This window comes from Pararhizobium capsulatum DSM 1112 (genome assembly GCF_030814475.1).
In the GTDB taxonomy this organism is placed as follows: Bacteria; Pseudomonadota; Alphaproteobacteria; order Rhizobiales; family Rhizobiaceae; genus Pararhizobium; species Pararhizobium capsulatum.
In genome coordinates this window covers 603,481-624,277 of the sequence record NZ_JAUSVF010000002.1, presented here as the reverse complement: position 1 = coordinate 624,277, position 20,797 = coordinate 603,481, and the positions used below count along the sequence as shown (strand labels likewise).

At 59.7% G+C, this 20,797-nt stretch carries 18 protein-coding genes; 6 read left to right on the top strand and 12 right to left on the bottom strand.

The features are described from left to right. The first annotated feature begins 41 nt into the window (after nucleotides 1-41). Complete coding sequence (locus QO002_RS23265; protein WP_307234277.1) at nucleotides 42-974, top strand: VOC family protein; 933 nt, start codon at nucleotides 42-44, stop codon at nucleotides 972-974. Nucleotides 975-984: 10 nt separating this feature from the next. After that, a complete protein-coding gene (locus QO002_RS23260; protein ID WP_307234274.1) occupies nucleotides 985-1,587 on the top strand; it encodes an alpha/beta hydrolase in 603 nt (200 codons plus the stop codon). 52 nt (nucleotides 1,588-1,639) lie between these two features. On the opposite strand, the gene ggt is transcribed toward QO002_RS23260, so the two are convergent. The 3 genes from ggt to QO002_RS23245 form a co-directional block, all read right to left on the bottom strand. After that, nucleotides 1,640-3,379 (bottom strand): gamma-glutamyltransferase, encoded by a 1,740-nt coding sequence (gene ggt, locus QO002_RS23255; RefSeq protein ID WP_307234272.1) that lies wholly within the window; start codon nucleotides 3,377-3,379, stop codon nucleotides 1,640-1,642. A 99-nt stretch (nucleotides 3,380-3,478) separates the two neighbouring features. After that, nucleotides 3,479-4,855, bottom strand: coding sequence for an FAD-binding oxidoreductase (locus tag QO002_RS23250; protein WP_307234270.1), 1,377 nt, complete (start codon nucleotides 4,853-4,855; stop codon nucleotides 3,479-3,481). Nucleotides 4,856-4,875: 20 nt separating this feature from the next. Next, a complete protein-coding gene (locus tag QO002_RS23245; protein WP_307234268.1) occupies nucleotides 4,876-6,036 on the bottom strand; it encodes an alpha-hydroxy acid oxidase in 1,161 nt (386 codons plus the stop codon). Between the two features lie 195 nt (nucleotides 6,037-6,231). Here QO002_RS23245 and QO002_RS23240 point away from each other — a divergent pair, with 195 nt between their 5' ends. Further along, the gene (locus QO002_RS23240) at nucleotides 6,232-6,492 is read left to right on the top strand and encodes a CopG family ribbon-helix-helix protein (RefSeq protein WP_307234266.1); all 261 of its coding nucleotides are present in this window, start codon (nucleotides 6,232-6,234) and stop codon (nucleotides 6,490-6,492) included. Beyond that, the gene (locus QO002_RS23235; protein WP_307234264.1) at nucleotides 6,489-6,767 is read left to right on the top strand and encodes a type II toxin-antitoxin system RelE/ParE family toxin; all 279 of its coding nucleotides are present in this window, start codon (nucleotides 6,489-6,491) and stop codon (nucleotides 6,765-6,767) included. The genes QO002_RS23240 and QO002_RS23235 overlap by 4 nt, the downstream gene beginning before the upstream one ends. A 5-nt stretch (nucleotides 6,768-6,772) precedes the next feature. On the opposite strand, the gene QO002_RS23230 is transcribed toward QO002_RS23235, so the two are convergent. The 3 genes from QO002_RS23230 to QO002_RS23220 all read right to left on the bottom strand — a co-directional run bounded on the left by QO002_RS23230 (nucleotide 6,773) and on the right by QO002_RS23220 (nucleotide 12,110). Next, nucleotides 6,773-9,940: an efflux RND transporter permease subunit gene (locus tag QO002_RS23230; RefSeq protein WP_307234262.1), complete on the bottom strand. Its 3,168-nt coding sequence runs from the start codon at nucleotides 9,938-9,940 to the stop codon at nucleotides 6,773-6,775. Further along, complete coding sequence (locus tag QO002_RS23225; RefSeq protein ID WP_307234260.1) at nucleotides 9,937-11,085, bottom strand: efflux RND transporter periplasmic adaptor subunit; 1,149 nt, start codon at nucleotides 11,083-11,085, stop codon at nucleotides 9,937-9,939. Before QO002_RS23225 ends, QO002_RS23230 begins: the two co-directional genes overlap by 4 nt. A 290-nt stretch (nucleotides 11,086-11,375) precedes the next feature. Next, on the bottom strand, nucleotides 11,376-12,110 hold the full coding sequence (locus QO002_RS23220) for an SDR family oxidoreductase (protein WP_307234258.1): 735 nt from the start codon (nucleotides 12,108-12,110) through the stop codon (nucleotides 11,376-11,378). Nucleotides 12,111-12,222: 112 nt separating this feature from the next. Here QO002_RS23220 and QO002_RS23215 point away from each other — a divergent pair, with 112 nt between their 5' ends. Further along, nucleotides 12,223-13,134 (top strand): LysR family transcriptional regulator, encoded by a 912-nt coding sequence (locus QO002_RS23215; protein ID WP_307234256.1) that lies wholly within the window; start codon nucleotides 12,223-12,225, stop codon nucleotides 13,132-13,134. Between the two features lie 201 nt (nucleotides 13,135-13,335). Continuing rightward, nucleotides 13,336-14,556, top strand: coding sequence for an adenylate/guanylate cyclase domain-containing protein (locus QO002_RS23210; RefSeq protein ID WP_307234254.1), 1,221 nt, complete (start codon nucleotides 13,336-13,338; stop codon nucleotides 14,554-14,556). A 6-nt stretch (nucleotides 14,557-14,562) separates the two neighbouring features. Here QO002_RS23210 and QO002_RS23205 read toward each other — a convergent pair whose 3' ends face one another. From QO002_RS23205 to QO002_RS23180, 6 genes are all read right to left on the bottom strand, one after another. Further along, nucleotides 14,563-15,633, bottom strand: a complete 1,071-nt coding sequence (locus tag QO002_RS23205; protein ID WP_307234252.1) for an ABC transporter ATP-binding protein — start codon at nucleotides 15,631-15,633, stop codon at nucleotides 14,563-14,565. Nucleotides 15,634-15,637: 4 nt separating this feature from the next. Continuing rightward, nucleotides 15,638-16,471 (bottom strand): carbohydrate ABC transporter permease, encoded by an 834-nt coding sequence (locus tag QO002_RS23200; RefSeq protein WP_307234250.1) that lies wholly within the window; start codon nucleotides 16,469-16,471, stop codon nucleotides 15,638-15,640. Nucleotides 16,472-16,475: 4 nt separating this feature from the next. After that, nucleotides 16,476-17,414 carry a carbohydrate ABC transporter permease gene (locus tag QO002_RS23195; RefSeq protein WP_307234248.1) on the bottom strand — a complete coding sequence of 313 codons (939 nt, stop codon included), beginning with the start codon at nucleotides 17,412-17,414 and terminating at the stop codon, nucleotides 16,476-16,478. 150 nt (nucleotides 17,415-17,564) lie between these two features. After that, the gene (locus QO002_RS23190; RefSeq protein ID WP_307234247.1) at nucleotides 17,565-18,824 is read right to left on the bottom strand and encodes an ABC transporter substrate-binding protein; all 1,260 of its coding nucleotides are present in this window, start codon (nucleotides 18,822-18,824) and stop codon (nucleotides 17,565-17,567) included. Nucleotides 18,825-18,863: 39 nt separating this feature from the next. Further along, nucleotides 18,864-20,036: a PLP-dependent transferase gene (locus tag QO002_RS23185; RefSeq protein ID WP_307234245.1), complete on the bottom strand. Its 1,173-nt coding sequence runs from the start codon at nucleotides 20,034-20,036 to the stop codon at nucleotides 18,864-18,866. Beyond that, complete coding sequence (locus tag QO002_RS23180) at nucleotides 20,033-20,746, bottom strand: FadR/GntR family transcriptional regulator (RefSeq protein ID WP_370878588.1); 714 nt, start codon at nucleotides 20,744-20,746, stop codon at nucleotides 20,033-20,035. Before QO002_RS23180 ends, QO002_RS23185 begins: the two co-directional genes overlap by 4 nt. Nucleotides 20,747-20,797: the final 51 nt, after the last annotated feature.

Genomic DNA, 20,797 nt, shown 5'->3' with positions numbered 1-20,797 from the left:
TACGCCATACAACGGCCCCAGGGGCAGAAAGGGACTCAACCATGCTCGACCAGATCAAGGGTTTGCATCACGTCACGTCGATGGCTGCCGATGCCCGCACCAACAACAATTTCTTCACCGACACGCTCGGCCTGCGCCGCGTCAAGAAGACCGTGAACTTCGATTCACCTGATGTCTATCATCTTTACTACGGCGACGAGACCGGCTCGGCCGGCACCGTCATGACCTACTTCCCGTTCCCGGATATCGGCCGTGGCCGTCCCGGTACAGGCGAAGTCGGCACGACCGTGTTTTCGGTTCCGCAGGGCTCGATCGGCTTCTGGCAGGATCGCCTTTCGCAGAAGGGCGCAACGGGCCTGAAGACAGAAGAGACCTTCGGTGAAAAACGCCTGAACTTTGCCGGCCCCGATGGCGATGGCTTCGCATTGGTCGAAGTTCGCGATGACAGTCGTGCGCCCTGGACCCATGGTGGCGTCAGTGAAGATCATGCGATCCGCGGCTTCCATTCGGTTGCGATGCGGCTGCGGGATGAAGGCGCCACTGCCGACCTCCTGAAGTACATGGGCTATGAAGCGCTCGAAACCAAGGATGGCGTAACCCGCCTGATCGTTCCGGGCGGCAATGGCGCCGGCCTGATCGACCTTGAAACCATGCCGAACATCCAGCGTGGCCTGCAGGGCGCAGGTTCCGTTCATCACGTCGCCTTTGCCGTCGACAACCGCGAAAAGCAGCTCGAAGTGCGCAAGGCGCTGATGGACACGGGTTATCACGTCACGCCGGTAATCGACCGCGACTATTTCTGGGCGATCTATTTCCGCACGCCGGGTGGTGTACTGTTCGAAATCGCCACCAACGAGCCGGGCTTCGACCGCGACGAGGATACGGCTCATCTGGGCCAAGCGCTGAAGCTGCCACAGCAGCATAAGCACCTGCGCCCGATCCTGGAGCAGCAGCTCCAGAAGCTCGACAACTAAGGAGGCATCCATGACCGAACATGGTTACGTGCACCGGCTGAAGGCCGGTGCACCCGGCAAGCCGATCTTCTTCACATTCCATGGCACTGGCGGAGACGAGAACCAGTTCTTCGACTTCGCCGCCCGGCTTCTGCCGGATGCGACGATCGTCTCTCCTCGAGGTGACGTCTCGGAATATGGCGCTGCCCGCTTCTTCCGCCGCACGGGTGAGGGCGTGTACGACATGGCCGATCTTGCCCGCGCAACGGACAAGATGGCCGCCTATGTCGCGGCGATGAAAGAGCAGCATCAGGCCTCCGAAGTCTACGGCCTTGGCTTCTCCAACGGCGCCAACATTCTGGCCAACGTGATCATCGAGAAGGGCGACCTCTTCGACCGATCGGCCTTGCTGCATCCTTTGATCCCGTTTCAGCCACGCGACAACAGAAAAATTGCCGGCAGGAAAATCCTGATCACCGCAGGTGAGCGCGATCCCATCTGCCCGGCACCATTGACGCAGGCGCTTGCGGATTATTTCGAGCGCCAGAAGGCTGACGTGACAGTCGAGTGGCACTCCGGCGGACATGATATCCGCCAGAACGAGATCGAGGCGATCAATCGATTGTTTACGTAGAAGTGAAAAGCCCTCTCCCCGTCCGCGGGGAGAGGGGAAGAACTGGAGCGCCTCAATACCCGCGCGCCGCACCAGCTCCGGCGCGGCTATCCATTGCCCCATAATATCTCGCTCCGCCACCTTCCTTGATCTCCGCTAAATCCTCGCCGCCGACGAGGATGCCGGCTGCCTGTCCCCAAATCGGCCAGTCCATGTCGATCGAGACATCGTGGCCCATCTCGGACAGCAGCTTCATCGTATCCGCCGAAAGCGCAAAGGGCTCCATATAGACCTTGTCGGGTAGCCACTGGTGATGGACGCGGGGCGCGTCGATCGCTTCCTGGATCGTCATGCCGTGATCGATGACATTGATGATTGCTTCAAGCGTGATGGTGATGATGCGCGCGCCACCGGGGCTGCCGATCACCATGAACGGCTTGCCATCCTTTGAGATGATCGTCGGGCTCATGGATGACAGCGGCGATTTTTTCGGCTCGATCGCATTGGCCTCGCCCTGCACCAGTCCATAGAGATTGGGCACGCCGGGCTTTGCGGTAAAATCATCCATCTCGTTGTTAAGCAGGATGCCGGTGCCCGGCGCCATCACGCCGGCGCCGAAGGAGCCGTTCAGCGTATAGGTGACGGCGACCGCGTTGCCGTCCTTGTCGATGATCGAATAATGGGTCGTTTCTGTGCTTTCGCCGGAAGCTGCCGGCTTGAGATCAGCGGAAATGCCGGCCTTGAAAGGGCTGATCCTTTCACGGATTTCTGCAGCATAGCCCTTGTCCAGCAGTTTGGAGACGGGGTTCTTGACGAAATCTGGATCGCCCAGCGCCGAGTTGCGATCGACATAGGCGTGCCGCATCGCCTCGATCATCACATGGACGGTCTCGGCCGATCCATATCCGAGATAAGCAATCGGATAGGCTTCGAGGATGTTGAGGATTTCGCAGATGATGACGCCGCCGGAACTGGGCGGTGGCGAGGAGACGATCTCGTAACCGCGATAATTGCAGGTGACCGGGGCAAGCTCCCGCACCTGATATTGCTCGAAATCCACTTTTGCGAGGATGCCGCCGGCTGACGCGCTTGCCTTGACGATCTCCTCCGCGATGCCACCCTTGTAGAAGGCATCCGGCCCATTTTCAGAGATGTTGCTCAGGCTGAGGGCGAGATCAGCCTGTTTCAAGGTTTCACCGATCTCGAACGGCTTGCCGTCAGGCTTGAGGAAGATCGCGGCGGATGCTTTGTCCTTCGAAAGCTTCTTGAAGCCGGCTTGCAGCGAGGCGACGTCGCCCTGTTCGAGCCCAAAACCTTCCGAGGCCAGCCGAATGGCCGGGGCCATCAGCTCCTGGCGCGGCAAGGTACCATAACGCTCACGGGCGGCTTCCAGCCCCGCGACAGAGCCCGGCACGCCAACGGCGAGATAGCCTGACGTGCTCAGCCCTTTTACCCTCTCGCCCTTGTCATCGAGATACATCGTCTTCGTCGCGGCAAGCGGCGCGCGTTCGCGAAAGTCGAGAAAGGTCGTTTTGCCATCCTTCAGCCGAATGGTCATGAAACCGCCACCGCCGATATTGCCGGCGGTCGGATAGACCACGGCGAGCGCATAGCCGACTGCCACCGCGGCATCGACGGCATTGCCTCCCTTTTTCAGGATATTGATGCCGATATCGGACGCGAGATGCTGGGCCGTCACCACCATCCCGTTTTCGGCAGAGACGGGATGAGGGGAGGCCGGATAGGCTGAGCCGACGGGCGCAATCGTAATGGTAAGGGAGAGCAGAAGTGCCTTTGAGGGCGAGCTGGACATGCGAAATCCTCCGCAGTTGCTTCGACGTTCATGCCGATGCGGAAGGGTATCTCAGAACCGCGGCGAGTGGAATTGTTTTGGGCGTCCGACCTGAGCAGATCAGACCGGCGGTAGCACCTTGCCCGGATTGAGGATGCCGTTTGGATCGAGCGCTGCCTTGATGTGGCGCATGACGGCAAGTTCTTGAGGGCTGCGGGAATGGCCGAGATAATCGCGTTTCAGCGTGCCGATACCGTGCTCGGCCGAAATCGAGCCGCCGTACTGACGTACCAGATCATAGGCGATCTCGTCGATCGTATGCGCATCGTCCTCTGTGCCGGCCTGCGTCGCGATGGTGACATGCAGATTGCTATCACCGATATGCCCGAAGAACGAGACATGTGCACCCGGGAAGCGCGCCAGCATCGCCCTCCCGCATTCGGCGGCATAGTCACCGATCCGGCCAATCGCCATGCTGATATCGAGATTGACGAGCGAGGGCAGCATCTTGTCCATGGTATAGCCCTCGCGCACGGACCAGAAATTGCGCGCTTCCTTCTCAGATTGCGCAATCAACGCATCGTCGATCAGGCCTTCCTCGAAGGCGGCGGCCAGAAAGGCCTCGAAACGCTCGCCGCCCTGATCATTTCCGAAGAGATCCTCTTCCACGATCACGAGGAAGGGATGATCCACGTCGAAGAACTTGAGCCCGAGAGCCTCAGCATTGAAGCGAAAATAGCTGTCCCACATCACTTCGAAGGCGGAGACATTGGCAAGCATCAGCTTTGCCATGCGCAGGAGTGAGACGACCTTCTCGTAGCTTGTCGCCGCACAGAGCGCCGTCGACCGACTGCTCGGCAGCGGTTTCAGCTTCAGGACAGCGCGGGTGATGATGCCGAGCGTGCCCTCGGAGCCGATGAAGAGTTGGCGAAGGTCATAGCCGGTGTTGTTCTTCATCGTCTTGTTGAGCGATGAGAGAATAGTGCCATCGGCGATGACGGCTTCGAGCCCCAGTACATTGTCACGGGTCACGCCATGGCGGATAACGCGGATGCCACCGGCATTGGTGGCGATATTGCCGCCGATCTGGCAGCTGCCGCGCGACCCCAAATCGATCGGCAGCAGAAATCCTGCCTTCTCGGCCGCTTGCTGGGCAACTTCGAGTGGCGTTCCAGCCCGCACCGTCATCGTTGCCGCCGCTGCATCGATTTCCTCGATGCCGGTGAACCGTTCCAGCGAAAGCGCGATATCGCCGCCGCGCGGATTGGCGCCGCCGGCAAGGCCGGTCAAACCACCTTGTGGTACGACACTCTGGCAGTGACGGTCGCAGATCGCGAGCGCCTGTGAAACCGCTTCGACAGTTGCCGGACGCAGGACCGCAAATGGCAAGGCACGGCCAGAATGGCTTTCGTCGCTGCGGTAGCGTTCGCTGATCTGGTCGCCCGTCAGCACCACGTCATCCCCGAGCGCCGCTTCGAGTTCATCAAGAAGAGCCATTTAGTGCCGTCCTTTCCGTCTTACGCGACCGTGTGGGGAGTATGTAGCGAGGCCGGCAGGTCCCGCACGGTAGCGCATCCTAGCTGCGCCATGGTCGATTTTAACTCGGCTTTGAGAATGCCGATCAGGTGATCCGCCCCATCATGGCCGATTGCCGCACTCGCGAAAATAAAGGGCCGGCCGATCAGCACCATATCCGCACCGAGCGCGATCATGCGCGCGACATCGAGGCCAGAGCGAATACCACCATCGGCGAGAATGACGGCGTCGGGACCCAGCTTCCTGCGGATGAGCGGCAACATATCCACGGCACTTGGTGCCGCATCCAGCTGTCGTCCGCCATGATTGGAGACGATCAAACCGTCAGCACCCAGCGCTATATAAGCGGCGGCTTCTTCAGGATCGAGCACGCCCTTGACGAAGATCTTGCCTTTCCAAGCCGCGCGGATCTGCGCCGTGCGCTCGGCAGTGATATGGCCTTGCATGACACGACCGACGAATTTGGCTGATGCGGCAAGCGATGCGCCCTTCGGATAGTAGGGAGACAGATTCTCGAACTCGGGGATGCCGTGGCGAAGCACGTGCAACGCCCAGGCCGGATGCGTTGCGATTTGCAGCATCGTGGCAAGATCGAGCCGGGGCGGCACGGAAAGACCATTGCGGATATCGCGTTCGCGGCGGGTTGGAGCCGGAATATCGACCGTCAGAACCAGCGTTTCGTAACCCGCCTTTCCCGCGCGGACGAGCATGTCGGCTTCCATCGCAGGATCGTTCGGCGGATAGAACTGAAACCATCCGTTTTCACCGGCAACCGGCCGGATCGTTTCTATCGAACGATTGGAGAAGGTGCTGAGAACATGGGAAACGTTATGCCCGCGAGCGGCACCAGCGATCGGCACCTCGCAGCCCGGCCAGAGAAGGCCGGCAAGCCCAAGCGGCGCCACGGCAAATGGCGCGGCAAAATGCCGGCCGAAGAGCGTAACCGCCGTGTCAGGGGTAGAAGCATCGGAGAGATAGCGAGGCATCAGTTGCACGTCGCGCAGGCTTTCGACGTTGCGACGAACGTTGTCTTCACGGCCAAGACCACCGATCAGATAATCATGCACGAAGCGCGGCATCCGCCGCTTCGCCGCCTTCTCCATATCTGCCACGCAGGGAAAACGTCGCTGCAGATCCACCATTTCGGCTGAGAACTCCCGGAATCAGTCGCGCCGGACAGCGCGCTCTCGGCAGTTATGCTTTTCCGGACAAAGGGTTCAAGGGGATTGCAGTCATTCTAGTTTGGTTGGCGAAACAACGTCTTCTAACTCATCGGAAAATTCTGGATTAATCAACTTTAATCATTATGATTGATAACGATTAAAAAGGATAAGAAGATGGAAACTAAGGTCCTTACCGCGCATGTGCCTTTGCCACTTGCAGAGAAGATCGATCAAATCGCCGCACGCCTTGAGCGTTCCCGTGGGTGGATTGTCAAACAAGCTTTGTCTGATTGGATTGATCAAGAGGAAGAACGCCGACGCCTGACGCTTGAAGCTATGGCAGATGCCGATGCCGGCAATGTCATCAATCATCAGGCCGTTCTAGCTTGGGCAAACAGCCTTGATAGCGAAAATCCTCTGCCGCCGCCGCTATGACGAACATCATCTGGTCGAAAAAAGCCGTTGCCGATCTTACTCGGCTTCATGACTTTTTGACACCCGTCAACCCGCAAGCCGCGGCGCGCACTGTGCAATCAATCGCGGCTGCGCCTTCCCGCCTTCAGGAGCAACCGCGTCTCGGCGAGCGTTTGGAAGAATTCAGCCCACGCGAAGTAAGGCGCATTCTCATTGGCTCCTATGAGATGCGCTACGAAATAAAACAGTCAACCATCACCATCATACGATTCTGGCACACGCGTGAGAAGCGGTAGCCACTCTACTCGGCAACAGTCGGTTCCATCGTTCCCACCACCTTCCGCCGCCGGAACGAACGCAGGGTGACATAAAACACCGGTGTCAGGAACAGCCCAAGGATTGTCACCCCGAGCATGCCGGAGAAGACGGCGGTACCGAGCGCCTGGCGCATTTCCGCACCCGGTCCCTTCGCAATCATCAGCGGCACGACACCGAGAATGAAGGCGAAGGCGGTCATCAGGATCGGGCGCAGACGCAACCGGCTGGCCTCGATCGCGCCCTCCACCGACGTCATGCCCTGATCCTCTGCCTGCCGCGCGAACTCAACGATCAGGATCGCATTTTTGGCGGCAAGGCCGATCAGCACGATCAGGCCGATCTGGGTGAGGATATTGTTGTCCAGCCCGCGCAGGAAGACCCCGACAAGTGCGGCCAAAACCGCCATCGGCACGACGAGGATGATGGCAAGCGGAAGGACCCAGCTTTCATATTGCGCCGATAGCGCCAGGAAGACGAAGATCACCGACAGCGCGAAGATGAAGATCGCCGTATTGCCAGTGTTCCGCTCCTGGAAGGCAAGCTCGGTCCACTCGAAGGATGTGCCTGGCGGCAGGATCTGGCCGGCAAGCGCCTCCATCTTGAGCAGCGCCTCACCGGTGGAGACGCCGGGGGCGGCATTGCCCTGCAACGGAACGGAGACGTACATGTTGTAGCGCTGGACAAGCGACGGACCGGAAGAATCGCGGATGTCGACGATCGTGCCGAGTGGCACGAGGGCGCCCGTTGCGGAACGGACCTTCAGCGCCAGAATGTCCTCGCGCTCCATGCGATATTGCTGATCGGCCTGCGCGCGCACCTGATACACACGGCCGAGCGTGTTGAAATCGTTGACATAGGACGTGCCGAGATTGATCGAGAGGGTCTCGAAGATATTGGGGATCGGCACATTGAGCGCCCGCGCCTTGTCGCGGTCGATCGCCAGGAAATACTGCGGGCTGGAGGCCGAGAAGGTTGTGAACACGCCGGTCAGACCTGGGGTCTGGTTGGCGGTACCCATCATCTGATAGGCGAGCCCGAGCACCCGGCGCATGTCGGCGCTTTCCAGGTCGAGCAGATGCATCTTGAAGCCGCCGGAATTTCCGATGCCGGAAACAGGCGGCGGCGGTACGGCGATGATGAAGGCTTCCTGGATGCTTTGGAGCGATCCATAAAGCTGCCCGATGATCTGCGGGGCGCTTTGGCCGTGTTTCAGCCGTTCTTCGAACGGCTCGAAGGAGGCGAAGACCACACCGGAGTTCGAAGCATTGGTAAACGTCGCGCCGCTGAAACCGGAGAAGGCAACGGCATTCTTCACGCCCGGAACCTTGCGGATGATCTCGGAGGCTCGTTGGATCACGGCATCCGTGCGCGCCAGCGATGCCCCGTCTGGCAATTGTACGACAACGATGGCGTAGCCCTGGTCCATGGTCGGGACGAAGCCGCGCGGCACGAGTTGGCTCATATACCAGGTTGCGCCAAGCAACCCGGCGAAGACGACCAGCGTCGCAAGGACAGCGATCCCCGTGCGCACTAGGTGGCCGACGATCCAGGCGTAGCCTGAGGACAGTCGATCAAAACCACGGTTGAACCCATTGGCGATCCCGCGGCCGAAACGGGCTATGGGATTGCTCGATTCGTGATGGTTGTGAGGTTGAAGGATCAGCGCCGCCAGCGCCGGCGAAAGCGTGAGCGAGTTCAACGCGGAGATAGCCGTCGCAACAGATATTGTCACCGCAAACTGCAGATAGAACTGCCCAGAAATACCCGGAATGAAGGCCGTCGGCACGAACACAGCGATCAATACCAGGGCGATCGCCATGACGGCGGTACCGACCTCGCTCATCGTTGCGTGGGATGCCTCGGCGGGCGACATGCCGAGCGCGATGTTACGCTCCACATTCTCGACGACGACGATCGCGTCATCCACGACGATGCCAATCGCGAGCACCAGCCCGAACAAAGTCAGCATGTTGAGTGAGAAACCGAAGGCGAGCAGAAAAGCGAAGGTGCCGATCAGCGAAACGGGAATGGCAATGATCGGTATAATCGCCGTTCGCCAGGATTGTAGAAAGACCAGAACGACGATGGCAACGAGGATCGCGGCCTCGAGGATGGTCTTGTAAACCTCATCGATCGATTCCGAGATGAACTCGGTCGGATTGTAGACGATGCGGTATTCGAGGCCTGGGGGGAATGCCTCTGAAAGACGCTTCATGTTGGTCTGGATCGACGCCGCCGCCGCAAGCGCATTGGTGCCGGGCCGCGCGAAAATGCCGAGCGCAACAGCCGGCTTGCCGTCAAGATAGGAGTTGGTGACATAGTCCTTGGCACCGAGCTCGATGCGGGCGACATCCTGCAACTGGACGAGCCGGCCGCTCTCCGTGGCCTTGACGATGATGTAGCGGAACTGGCGCGGATCGCTGAAGCGGCCTTCGGTTGTCACCGTATACTGAAAGGCATTGGTGCCGGCATTGGGCGGACCGCCAATCGAGCCGCCGGAGACCTGCACGTTCTGGTCACGCAGCGCCTGCACGACATCACCCGAAGTCATGCCATAGGCTCCGAGCTTTTGCGGATCGAGCCAGATGCGCAGGGCATATTCGCGCTCGCCGAACAGGATGACATCGCCGACGCCATCCAGCCGCACCAGCACGTCACGAATGCGCGAGCGGGCATAGTTCGAGACGTAAAGCTGGTCGTAGCGATCGTTCGGTGAGAGAAGGTGCACGACCATCATCAGGTCCGGCGAGCTTTTGGCGGTGGTGATGCCGATGCGCCGTACCTCTTCGGGCAGCCTCGGCTCGGCGATTGCCACCCGGTTCTGAACCAGGACCTGAGCCTGATCGAGGTCGGTGCCGAGCTTGAAGGTCATGGTCAGCGACATCGAGCCATCGGCCGTCGAATAGGAGGACATGTAGAGCATATCTTCGACGCCGTTGATCTCCTGCTCCAGCGGCGTTGCCACCGTATCGGCGATTGTCTGGGCATCCGCGCCGGGATAGGCAGTGCGCACGACAATGGTCGGCGGCGCGATTTCCGGATACTGCGCCACCGGGAGCTGGAAATAGGCGATGCCGCCGACAAGCAGCAGGAACATCGAGATGACCGACGCAAAGATCGGCCGATCGACGAAGAAATGCGCGAACCTCATTGGCCGCTCTCCGCGGTCTTGCCTTCCGGCGGCAGCTCGGTCATCTGCGGATCGACCTTCACGCCCGGACGGATGCGCATCAGGCCGTTGACCACGATCGTCTCGTCGCCGGTCATGCCTTCGCGGATGACACGGTAGCCGTAGAGACGCGGCCCGAGCCGCACTGGCTTGGTGGAAACCGAGCCATCCTCGCCCACCACATAGACGACACGCTGATCCTGATCGGAACCGATCGCATCATCGGGCACGAGAATGCCTTGGTAGTGGTTCGAACCTTCCACCAGGATGCGTCCGAAAAGGCCGGGCTGGAGCACGAAATCGGGATTGTCGAAGCGGGCTCGCACGCGCATCGTTCCGGTTTCGCCATCGACGCGGTTTTCAGCAAAATCCAGCTTACCCTTGAAGGGTTTTTCATTGGCGTCGGTGATGGTAACGGAAACCTCGAGGTTGCCACCCTGTTGCAACACGCCGCCCTTCTGCCGCGCTTCGCGGGCATAGGAGAGCAGGCGCCGCTCATCGACATCGAAGTAGAAATCGATCGGATCAAGCGAGACGATAGTGGTCAGGAGGGTTTGATCCGCCTGAACCAGATTGCCGATGGAGATCAGCTTGCGGTCGATACGGCCGCTCAGGGGAGCGTTAATCACCGTGTATTCCATATCGAGTTTTGCCCGCGCCAGACTGGCCTCGACACCGCGCATATTGGCCTCTGCCGAGAGCAGCTCGCGCCGCCGCAGATCGAGCGTCGAGGTTGGCAGCGTTCCCGCCTTGGCAAGCCCCTCCGTCCGGGTAAATTCCGTCTGGGCGAAATCGAGCGCTGATTTCGCAACTTCCATGGAAGATTGCGCAACGTCGAGCGCCGTCTTGAAAGGACGCTGATCTATCACGAACAGCTTGTCGCCCTTGTTGACGTAGGCACCATCCGTGAAACCGATCTCGTCAAGATAACCGCCAACACGCGAGCGGATCGCGACCTCGTCCACGGCCTCGAAACGGCCGATGAATTCGTCGCTGTCGACTACGTCGCGCACGACGGGTTTGGCGACAGTGACCTGCGGTTTTGGCGGCTCCTGGGCAAGAACGCCGCTGGAAGCAATCAACAGGGAGAAAAAGGTAGCGGTGGTCGCAAGTCGTCTTGAGATCATCTGCACGCTTTCTGAAATGCCTGACACGATCGGTCCAAGACGCAACACGACAAGCCGCAAAGGACGGCTTTGATAGCGCCTGCGTCAATCCGGGCCTGGGTCGGCCCGGCATAAAACAAAGTCAATGCAACTTAGAATACTGACATGGAATCAATGGCGATAACGCCTATCAGGCTATCTGCCCGCATGCTTTAGTAGCGCCAGATTACATGAATTGAACCGTGAGTCATCACAGAAAAGACATCCCTCGACATGCCGTCATCACGTTAATTTTACGACCGGTCGCGGCCTCAGATCATGCCGCCATTCGCACGCAGCACCTGTCCGTTGATCCAAGCACCGTCGGCTCCAACGAGGAATGAGACGGCAGATGCGATATCCTCCGGCGTCCCCAGGCGCTCCAGGGGGTTCATCTTCGCCATTTTTGCAACCAGTTCATCAGACTTGCCATTGAGAAACAGGTCGGTTGCTGTCGGCCCCGGCGCGACGGCGTTCACGGTAATGTTCCGGCCGCGCATTTCCTTGGCGAGAATGGCCGTCAAGGTTTCCACCGCAGCCTTGGTTGCTGCGTAGACACCGTAATTCTCCAGCTTCAAACCAACGACGCTCGTCGAGAAGTTGACGACGCGGCCGCCATTGCGCAGCCGTTTGGCCGCTTCGCGCAACGTATTGAAGGTGCCCTTCAGATTGACGCCGATCTGCCGATCGAAGAGTTCATCCGACGCATCAGCCATTGGTGCGAGCATCATGATGCCGGCATTGTTGACGAGCACATCGACGCCACCAAACGCTGCTTCCGTTGCGTCAAACAGGCTCCTGACGGCCGACGTGTCACTGACATCAGCTTTGAAAGGCAATGCCTTGCCGCCCTTTTCCGCGATGGCGCGCACCAGCGCTTCAGCAGGCTCGGCATTGCCTGAGTAATTGACCACGACGCTGAAGCCGTCCTTGGCCAGACGTTCCGCGATCGCTACACCAATGCCGCGCGATGCTCCTGTGACGATGGCGACCCTGTTGTCGGACATGATTTTTTCCTTCGGCTAACAAATTCTTGCTCGCAGGCACCATGCCTCTTTTCTGCGACCGAATAATCATGCATTCTTTGGCATTACTATCCGAATATAACGAACAATCCGTATGGACCGATTTGAGGCAATGCGTGTTTTCTCCCGCGTGGTGGAGCAGCGTAGTTTTACACGGGCTGCTGAAGATACGGGGTTGCCACGATCGACCGTAACCGATGCCGTCAAGCAGCTCGAGGCGCGACTTGGTGTTCGCCTTCTGCAGCGAACCACACGGCAGGTGAGCCCGACATTGGACGGCGAAGCCTATTATCGTCGCTGCCTTGTCATTCTGGCGGATGTCGAGGATGCGGAATCGGCCTTTGCCGGTTCGACGCCCAAGGGACTTTTGCGCGTCAATGTCCAGGGTCGTCTCGCACGTCATTTTGTGCTGCCCGGCCTGCCCGATTTTATGAAGCGCTATCCGGGTATCCAGCTCTATCTCGGCGAGGCCGACAGGTTCGTGGATCCGATCCGCGAAGGTATCGACTGCGTTTTGCGGGTCGGCGAGGTTCAGGACGGCGATATGGTCGCCCGGCAAGTGGGCCTTTTGCGGGAGGTTACCTGCGCATCGGCAGACTATGTCGCCCGGTTCGGCAGGCCGGAAAGTTTCGAGGAGCTGACCGGCCATCAGATGATCGGCTTCTGGTCCTCCGCCATCGGTGGCCTTATGCCGCTCGAGTTTACCATCGATGGCGGCATTCGCCACATCACTCTTCCATCCATCGTTTCCGTCAACGGTGCGGATATGCTGGCGGCGGTGATGCGCCAGGGCCTTGGCATCATGCAGGCGCCGCGCTATCAGCTGGAAGCCGAGCTGCATGCCGGATCACTTGTCGAGATCCTGCCGGACAATCCCCCGACTCCGACGCCGGTCTCGCTTCTCTATCCGCGCGACAGGCAGCTTTCACCGCGTGTACGGGTCTTCATCGACTGGCTGGTACACGAATTTGCAATGCGGCGTGACGGCAAAAGATTTATCGAATAAGGCTTGTCCGTACGCGCCAAATTACCCATATGCGCGTCCACACCTTCTGAACCCTCCGGGTCCATCCGCCAACCCTGCAGCCAAGATTTCCGATCCCGCGCCTCGGTCAACAGATCCCAGGAACGCCATTCTCGTTCCAATTCCGGACGAAGGCGTTCTGCTGTAGATATGACGGTGCGACAGCCAATCAGGACGACCGCCATGAACGCCGAAGACATCACCTCAATCTCGAATTGGCTGGTCAACAAAGGTTTGAGAGGCCTCGACGAGATGGATATCGTTAACGGCTTCTGCCAGCGTTGTCGCGCTGCCGGATTGAATATCGACCGCGGGCTGGCGCTGATCGATACTCTGCATCCGGTCTACGAGGGACGCGCCTTCCAGTGGGACAGCCAGGAACCGGCCCGGACCGCCTTCGAATATGGTCCGACGAACGAGGGTATTTCCGCCGATAACTGGGAACGTTCGGCCTTCTTCCATCTTCGCATCAATGAGCTGAATGAAGTCCGTCGCCGGATCGGCTTCGGCGAGCCGGCGGAATTTTACGGTCTCGAGGGAATGGTCGAAAACGGCCACAAGGACTACATCGCCATGATCCATCGCTTCGCGCAGGATGCCCAGATCGGCGAGATGGATTGCTTCTACTCCCACTGGACGACGATGGATGAAAAGGGCTTTAGCGACGAAGCCCTGGACGCATTGCGGCAACTTGTTCCGGTTCTGGCGCTGGCGATCAAGTCGGGCTCACTGACGCGAATTTCGCGGACCATTGCCGAGGTCTATCTTGGCGAAGATGCCGCCCAGCGGGTGCTTGAAGGGCGTATTTCCCGTGGCAAGGCAGAGCGCATTTCCGCCGTTCTCTGGTTTTCGGACCTGCAGAACTACACCCAGATTTCTGACAGCCTGCCGCCGGACGAAATCATCCCTTTCCTCAACGACTATGCCGAGGCCGTGATTACGTCCATTCATGATGCCGGTGGCAATGTGTTGAAGCTGATCGGTGACGGCACGCTGGCGATCTTCAAGGCGGAAGAACGGGAGGAGGCCTGCGGCCGTGCCCTTTTGGCGCAGCAGGATCTGCGCGAAAAGCTGAAGGGCATCAACGAGCGCCGACAGATGGAAGGGCAGCCGATCACGGAAGTCTATCTCGGGCTGCATATCGGCGATGTCTTCTATGGCAACATCGGCTCCAGTGACCGGCTGGATTTCACCGTCATCGGCCCTGCCGTCAACGAAGTAAGCAGAATCGCGTCCATGTGCCGCTTTGTCGATCGAGACGTGATCATGTCCCAAAACTTCGTCGCTTCGGCACCTCCGCCGAAATATGCCGAGGTCGTTTCAATCGGTCGTTACGCCCTGCGCGGCGTCAAGCGGGCGCAGGAACTGTTCACGCTCATGCCGTATGAACCCGAGGCAAACTGACTGACTTCAAACCCTGTCGCCGGCCTCGTTAAAGAAGTGCAGCTTGTCAGCCGACAGTCCGATTGAAAGTGTGCCACTCGCGGTGAGTAGTGCCCGGTCGAGCGTAAAGGCCTTGAAGCTCACCTTGCCGAGCCGTAGGTGGAGGATAATGCCGAAGCCTGTCGGCTCCACCAGTTCGACCTCTGCCTTGAGGTCGCCCGGTGCATCGGCTCCCAGTACGATATGTTCCGGACGGATGCCGAGCGTGGCCCGGCTTCCGTCTTTGAGGGCAGGCGGGAAGGGTAGGGGTATGACGTCGCCGCCGCCAATGGCAAAACGCGCCTGATCGCCCGTCAGCATGTAGCGGCCTTCGAAGAAATTCATGCCGGGTGAACCCATGAACCCCGCGACGAACAGATTGGCAGGATTGTCGTAAAGCTCGAGCGGAGCGCCCACCTGCTGGATAATGCCGCCATGCATGGCGACAATCCGATCGGCAAGCGTCATGGCCTCGATCTGGTCATGGGTGACGTAGATGGATGTGGCGCCGAGGTCCTTATGCAGCTTCTTGATTTCGGCCCGCATCTGTTCGCGCAGGCGCGCATCGAGGTTTGAGAGCGGCTCATCGAACAGGAAGGCCTTAGGCTGGCGCACGATGGCGCGGCCCATGGCGACGCGCTGGCGCTGTCCGCCGGATAGCGCCTTCGGGCGCCGCTCCATCAGCGGATCGAGGCCGAGTTTGCTCGCAGCCGCGGCAACGACCGAGGTGATTTTGTCCTTGGCCGTCTTCCTGAGCCGAAGGCTGTAGCTCATGTTCTTTTCCACGCTCATATGCGGATAGAGCGCGTAGGACTGGAAGACCATGGCGATGTCGCGATCCTTCGGGGCGAGATCGTTGACCCGCCTTTCGGCGATACGGATTTCGCCTTCAGTGACATGCTCCAGCCCGGCGATCATCCTGAGCAACGTGGACTTGCCGCAGCCGGAGGGACCGACCAGGACGACGAACTCGCCATCCCGGATCTTGAGGTCAACGCCATGCAGCACCGGGTGAATGCCGTAGGATTTGCGGACATTGGCGATATCAATGGATGCCATGGGATCAGCCTTTCACCGCGCCGGCCGTCAGACCCTGCACGAGGTAACGTTGGATCAGCAGGAAGAACAGGCAGGCCGGGATAAGCGCGAGCACGCCCGCTGCCATCATCTGCCCGAAATCGACCGAGAATTTCGACACGAAGGAGAGAAGCCCGACCGGGAAGGTCGCCGCCGCATTGCCGGAAATCAGCATCAGCGAGAACAGAAGCTCGCTCCACGCCGCCGTGAATACGAAGCCGAGGGTCGCGGCAATGCCGGGCAGCGTCAAAGGCAGGATGATTTGACGGAAGGCGACGAATTGCGTGGCGCCATCGATCATCGCGGCCTCTTCCAGATCTTTCGGGATGCCGTCGAAGAAGGACTGCATCAGGAAGGTCGCAAACGGTACGTTGAAGGCGGTGTAGACGATGACGAGGCCGGTCAGGCTGTTGGTGAGGCCGAGCGGAGACAGGATTTTGAAGATCGGCGCGACCAGCATCACAAGCGGAAACATTTGAGTGAGCAACATCAGCGCCACTAGCCAGTATTTACCGCGGAAGGAGAAGCGCGAAAATGCATAGCCGGCCAGTGAGGCAAAGGCGGTGACAATGATGGCCGTCGAGCCGGAGACGATCAGGCTGTTCTTGAAGAAGATCGGAAAATCGGAGTGTCGCAACACGAAATCGAAATGCTCGAAGCTCATGCGCGACGGCCACATACGAATGCCCTCGGAATAGAGCAGTTTGTTGGGCGTCACTGAGACTTTCAGCAGCCAGTAGAGCGGGAAAAGCGCAAAGACGATATAGGCAAGAATCGCCAGACGATGCGCGAGGATGGGAAGAAGGCGGCGTGCGGTCATCGTCTCAATCCTTGCTCATGAGCCATTGGCGCAGCAGGACGATCAGCATCGAATAGGTGATCAGCAGCACCAGCAGCACGAGCGCGATCGCCGAGGCGTAACCAAAGTCGAGGCGCTTGAAGGCCTGGGTGAAGATGTAGCTGGCGACGATCTGGGTGCGGTCGGCCGGCCCGCCATTGGTCATGACGATGATGAGATCGGCGAAATTCGAGATCCAGACGGTGCGCAGCAGAACGGTGATGGCGATGGTCGGAGCGAGGAAGGGCAGGGTAATCGAGAAGAAGCGCTGCACCGGCCCGGCCCCATCGATACTCGCCGCTTCATAGAGATCGCGCGGGATCGCCTGAAGGGCTGCGAGCAAGGTGATCGCGAAGAAGGGGATGCCCCACCAGACATTGGCGACGATCGGGCCCCACATGGCGAGGTGCGGATCGGACAGGATGTTGGACGGCTCGCTCATGATGCCCATGGCATAGAGCCAATGGGGGATTGGCCCGACGACCGGGTTGAAAAGCCACGACCAGTTGAGGCCGGCAAGAAAGCTCGGCACGGCCCAGGGCAGGAAGACCAGAGCCTGTACGATAGCGCGGCCGTAAAACGGCTTGTCGAGCAGAAGCGCGAGGCCAAGGCCGAGGAAGAATTGCAGGAAGACGGAAGCACCGGTCCACCAGAGCGTGTTTCGCAGCGCCCGGAAAAAGGCCTCATCCTGGGAAAGGGTGCGGAAATGCTCCAGCCCGATGAAGCCGCCGGAGAAGGGATTGAGCAGCTGAATATCCCGGAATGCATAGGAAATGCCCACGGTCAGAGGCACCAGCATGACCGTGACGATGAGGATCAGAGCGGGCGCGCAATAGAGATAGGGCGCGATCGCATCGGCAAGCTGCTTGCGGAGCCGCGTGCGGGGCGGTCGAGGCCCGTCGAACTGGACAGCGGAATGGGACATCGGCACGAAATCCGTTTCTCGGCCATGGCATTGCCCGGCCGGATTGACGTCGGAAAAGCAAGGAGTGTCGCCCGGAAAGGGCGAGACGGTTCACTGCAAAAAAGCGCCGGACCGGCACCCCGAACGCGTCGGGATGCCGGTTGGATTGGCTTACTTGCTGGACAGGAACTTCTGCTGGGCCTTGGTCATGTAGTCGGCCCACTGCTTTGCCATTTCTTCCGGCGTGATATCGCCGAGCATGGCTTCCTGGCTGGTCTTGATCGCCATCGAGTCCTTGAAGAAGGCGAATTCTTCAAGATAGGTCGGCATGACGGTCGGTACGGCGTCCTTGTCGGCCAGTTCCTCGAACCAACCCTTGAAGGCGTCGCCCTGATAGAACGGATCCTTCTCGGCAGCCTTCAATGCTGGCAGTGCGCCGATGCGCTTGTTCCAGTCGATGTTGCCTTCCGGCCCTTCGAGGGTAGCGATCAGTTTCCAGGAGAGGTCCTTGTTGGTGCTGGCTGACATCATTGACCAGCCGGCGTAGCCGATGGTCGGGAAGGTCTTGCCGGATGGGCCCTTCGGCATCGGCACGACGCCATAATCGGCCGCATCCATGCGTTCACTGATGGCGATCAGCGCATCCGGGTCCTGATCGAGCATCGCGCAGGTGCCGGTATAGAAGCCGGCAACGATCTCGTTGAAGCCCCAGTTGACGCTGTCCTTCGGCGCATAGCCCTTCTTGTAAAGGTCGGTGAGCCAGGCAAAGCCCTTGACCCAGCCTTCTTCGCTGAACTTCGAGGTGCCGTCCTCGTTGAAGTAGGTGTTGTCGCCGGCCATCGTGGCCCCGAACATCATCCAGCCATTCAAACCGCCCGGACCACCGCGCATGCAGTAGCCGTATTTGCCCGGAAGCTTGGAGATCTTTTCAGACGCGGCGACGAATTCGTCCATCGTCTTCGGCGGGCCGTCAACGCCGGCTTCCGCGAAGATCTTCTTGTTGTAGAACATGGCGCGCAGATAGAAGCCATAGGGCAGCATATAGGCCGTGTCCTTGACGTCGCGGCCGAGTTCGAGCGCACGGTCGGTCAGGCCGCTCGTGTGCTCCCATTTTGCCAGATAAGGTTCGAGGCTTTCGAGCATGCCGTTGTTGGCATAGAGCGACAGCCAGGTATCCGGCATTTCCATGACATCAGGAATTTCGCCGGCCGAAACCATGGTCGCGAACTTCTGGAAGGCTTCGCCCCAGGGGAGCGAGATAACCTCGACGGTCGTGCCCGGATTGGCCGCCTCGAACTTGGCGACGATGGATTTCAGCGTCTCCGTGCGCTCGGGGCTGGTGATGACCTCCACCAGCTTCAGCTTGGTATCGGCAAGGGCCGTTCCCGCCATCAGCGAGGCCAGAACGGTTGCAGCAATCAGTTTCCTCATTTTCATTCCCCTTTTTGTGATTGCGTTGGTCTTTGTGTGTCAGCCTGACGAGGCGGCTGAGATCGCCGCTTCGAGATCGCTCCAGAGGGCCTCCGTTCCCTCCAGGCCGACATGGAGCCGTACCGACCGCGGGCTGATGCCGAAGGCGACCGCGGAATTGGGTTGTGCTTTCTGCGACAGGACGACTTCGCCGGGGACGATCAGGCTCTCATGCCCGCCCCAGCTGACGCCCAGCTTGAAAAGTTGCAGGTGATCCGAGAAGGTGCGGACATCCACGCCTTCCCGGAAGATGAAGGAAAACAGGCCAGACGTGCCCGAAAGCCCTGAAGGCAAATGGTTGCCGAGGCCGGGATAGCAGACTGTCTCGACCAGCGGATGGGCGCTAAGTCTCTTGGTTATCTCGGTCGCCGAGCGCTCATGCGCCTTCATGCGGATCGGCAGGGTGCGCATGCCGCGGATCAACAGCCACGCATCGAAGGGCGAAAGCTTGCCGCCAAGATAGGGATAGGCTTCGGCCCGGATGCGGCCGATCAACTCCTTGGAACCGGCAACGACACCGGCGACGACATCACTATGGCCGCCGAGATATTTCGAGGCCGAATGGATGACCAGATCGACGCCGAGCGAGATCGGCTGCTGGAAGATCGGACTTGCCCAGCTGTTGTCGATGGTGGTCATGACGCCATGGCTCTTGGCAAGGGCTGCAAGGGCCGCGACGTCATGGGTTTCCATGATCCAGCTGGTCGGGCTTTCCATATAGAACAGCTTGGCGCCCGGCAGGGCTTTCGCCACTTCCTCCTCGTCGCGACCATCGACATAGGTCACTTCGATGCGCATGCGCTTCAGGAAGGTGCCGAACAGGCGAAAGGCATCGGGATAAAGATGCTTGACCGCGACTATCCGATCGCCCGGCTCGACGAAGGAGAGCACGGTGGACGAGATCGCCGACATGCCGCTCGCAAATCCCATCGCGTCTTCGGCGCCTTCGAGCTTTGCTAGCATCTCCTCGAACATGCGCACGGTCGGATTGAGGCCGCGGGTATAAATCGGCCGGACCTTCTCGCCGCGATAGGAGGCGACCATGTCGTCGTAATCCGTGAAGGTGAACAGCGACGTCTGCACGATCGGCGGGACGACGGCGTCATAGGCATTGCCCTCATCATGGGCGACGATGAGGGACGCATCTTCGAACGGATCGAAGTCATTGCTCATTTCGACATTTCCTTGATGTCTTCCTCGACGATGGCGAGGATTTTCAGTGTTTCTTCGCGTGCAGCTTCCGGATCGCCGGCGGCGATCGCGTTGAACAACGTGCGATGGAAGGGGAAAGAGCGCCGAGCGAAATCCGGCCGGTCGAACGGTTTTTCCCAGAAATGCTCGAAGGCGCCGCGCATCTGCTCGAGCAGCTGCTTGAACAGCGGATTGTGGGTGGCGTCATAGATCGACAGATGGAAGGCGAGATCTTCCGGCCCCGACGTTCCCTTGGCGATCTGGACTCGCTCCATCTCGTCAAGCTTCTGCTTGATGTTGACAAGATCCTCCGCCGTGCGGCGACGCGCAGCGACCATGCCGGCCTCCGCCTCGATGCCACGGCGAACCTCAAGCGTCTGCAACAGCACGTCGCGCAACCGACCGGTTTCAAATGAAAGCGGCATGTGAACGGTTGCGCCCGAGATCGGCCGCAGCAGGTACGTGCCGCTGCCCTTGCGGGCTTCGACAACGCCGAGCGCCTGGAAATGACGAATGGACTCGCGGATGGTCGAACGGCCGACGCCGAGCGCTATCGTCAGTTCCCGCTCCGTCGGCAGCCGATCACCGGCACCAAGATTGGCACGGTCGATATAGTCAGCAAGAGCGGCCGTCACCTGCGCTGCCCGGTCCGCCGGGGGCAGGGGCAGGAGGGCCGCTCTTGCATTCGTCATCGTCGCCATGGCTCGGATCCTCGACCAAAATTGGTCTGACATCTGAGCAAT

Excerpts from the sequence above, each read along its gene's own strand:
- QO002_RS23265 (WP_307234277.1), top strand. The coding sequence starts at position 42 with ATGCTCGACCAGATCAAGGGTTTGCATCACGTCACGTCGATGGCTGCC.
- QO002_RS23260 (WP_307234274.1), top strand. The coding sequence starts at position 985 with ATGACCGAACATGGTTACGTGCACCGGCTGAAGGCCGGTGCACCCGGC.
- ggt (WP_307234272.1), bottom strand. The coding sequence starts at position 3,379 with ATGTCCAGCTCGCCCTCAAAGGCACTTCTGCTCTCCCTTACCATTACG.
- QO002_RS23250 (WP_307234270.1), bottom strand. The coding sequence starts at position 4,855 with ATGGCTCTTCTTGATGAACTCGAAGCGGCGCTCGGGGATGACGTGGTG.
- QO002_RS23245 (WP_307234268.1), bottom strand. The coding sequence starts at position 6,036 with ATGGTGGATCTGCAGCGACGTTTTCCCTGCGTGGCAGATATGGAGAAG.
- QO002_RS23240 (WP_307234266.1), top strand. The coding sequence starts at position 6,232 with ATGGAAACTAAGGTCCTTACCGCGCATGTGCCTTTGCCACTTGCAGAG.
- QO002_RS23235 (WP_307234264.1), top strand. The coding sequence starts at position 6,489 with ATGACGAACATCATCTGGTCGAAAAAAGCCGTTGCCGATCTTACTCGG.
- QO002_RS23230 (WP_307234262.1), bottom strand. The coding sequence starts at position 9,940 with ATGAGGTTCGCGCATTTCTTCGTCGATCGGCCGATCTTTGCGTCGGTC.
- QO002_RS23225 (WP_307234260.1), bottom strand. The coding sequence starts at position 11,085 with ATGATCTCAAGACGACTTGCGACCACCGCTACCTTTTTCTCCCTGTTG.
- QO002_RS23220 (WP_307234258.1), bottom strand. The coding sequence starts at position 12,110 with ATGTCCGACAACAGGGTCGCCATCGTCACAGGAGCATCGCGCGGCATT.
- QO002_RS23215 (WP_307234256.1), top strand. The coding sequence starts at position 12,223 with ATGGACCGATTTGAGGCAATGCGTGTTTTCTCCCGCGTGGTGGAGCAG.
- QO002_RS23210 (WP_307234254.1), top strand. The coding sequence starts at position 13,336 with ATGAACGCCGAAGACATCACCTCAATCTCGAATTGGCTGGTCAACAAA.
- QO002_RS23205 (WP_307234252.1), bottom strand. The coding sequence starts at position 15,633 with ATGGCATCCATTGATATCGCCAATGTCCGCAAATCCTACGGCATTCAC.
- QO002_RS23200 (WP_307234250.1), bottom strand. The coding sequence starts at position 16,471 with ATGACCGCACGCCGCCTTCTTCCCATCCTCGCGCATCGTCTGGCGATT.
- QO002_RS23195 (WP_307234248.1), bottom strand. The coding sequence starts at position 17,414 with ATGTCCCATTCCGCTGTCCAGTTCGACGGGCCTCGACCGCCCCGCACG.
- QO002_RS23190 (WP_307234247.1), bottom strand. The coding sequence starts at position 18,824 with ATGAGGAAACTGATTGCTGCAACCGTTCTGGCCTCGCTGATGGCGGGA.
- QO002_RS23185 (WP_307234245.1), bottom strand. The coding sequence starts at position 20,036 with ATGAGCAATGACTTCGATCCGTTCGAAGATGCGTCCCTCATCGTCGCC.
- QO002_RS23180 (WP_370878588.1), bottom strand. The coding sequence starts at position 20,746 with ATGACGAATGCAAGAGCGGCCCTCCTGCCCCTGCCCCCGGCGGACCGG.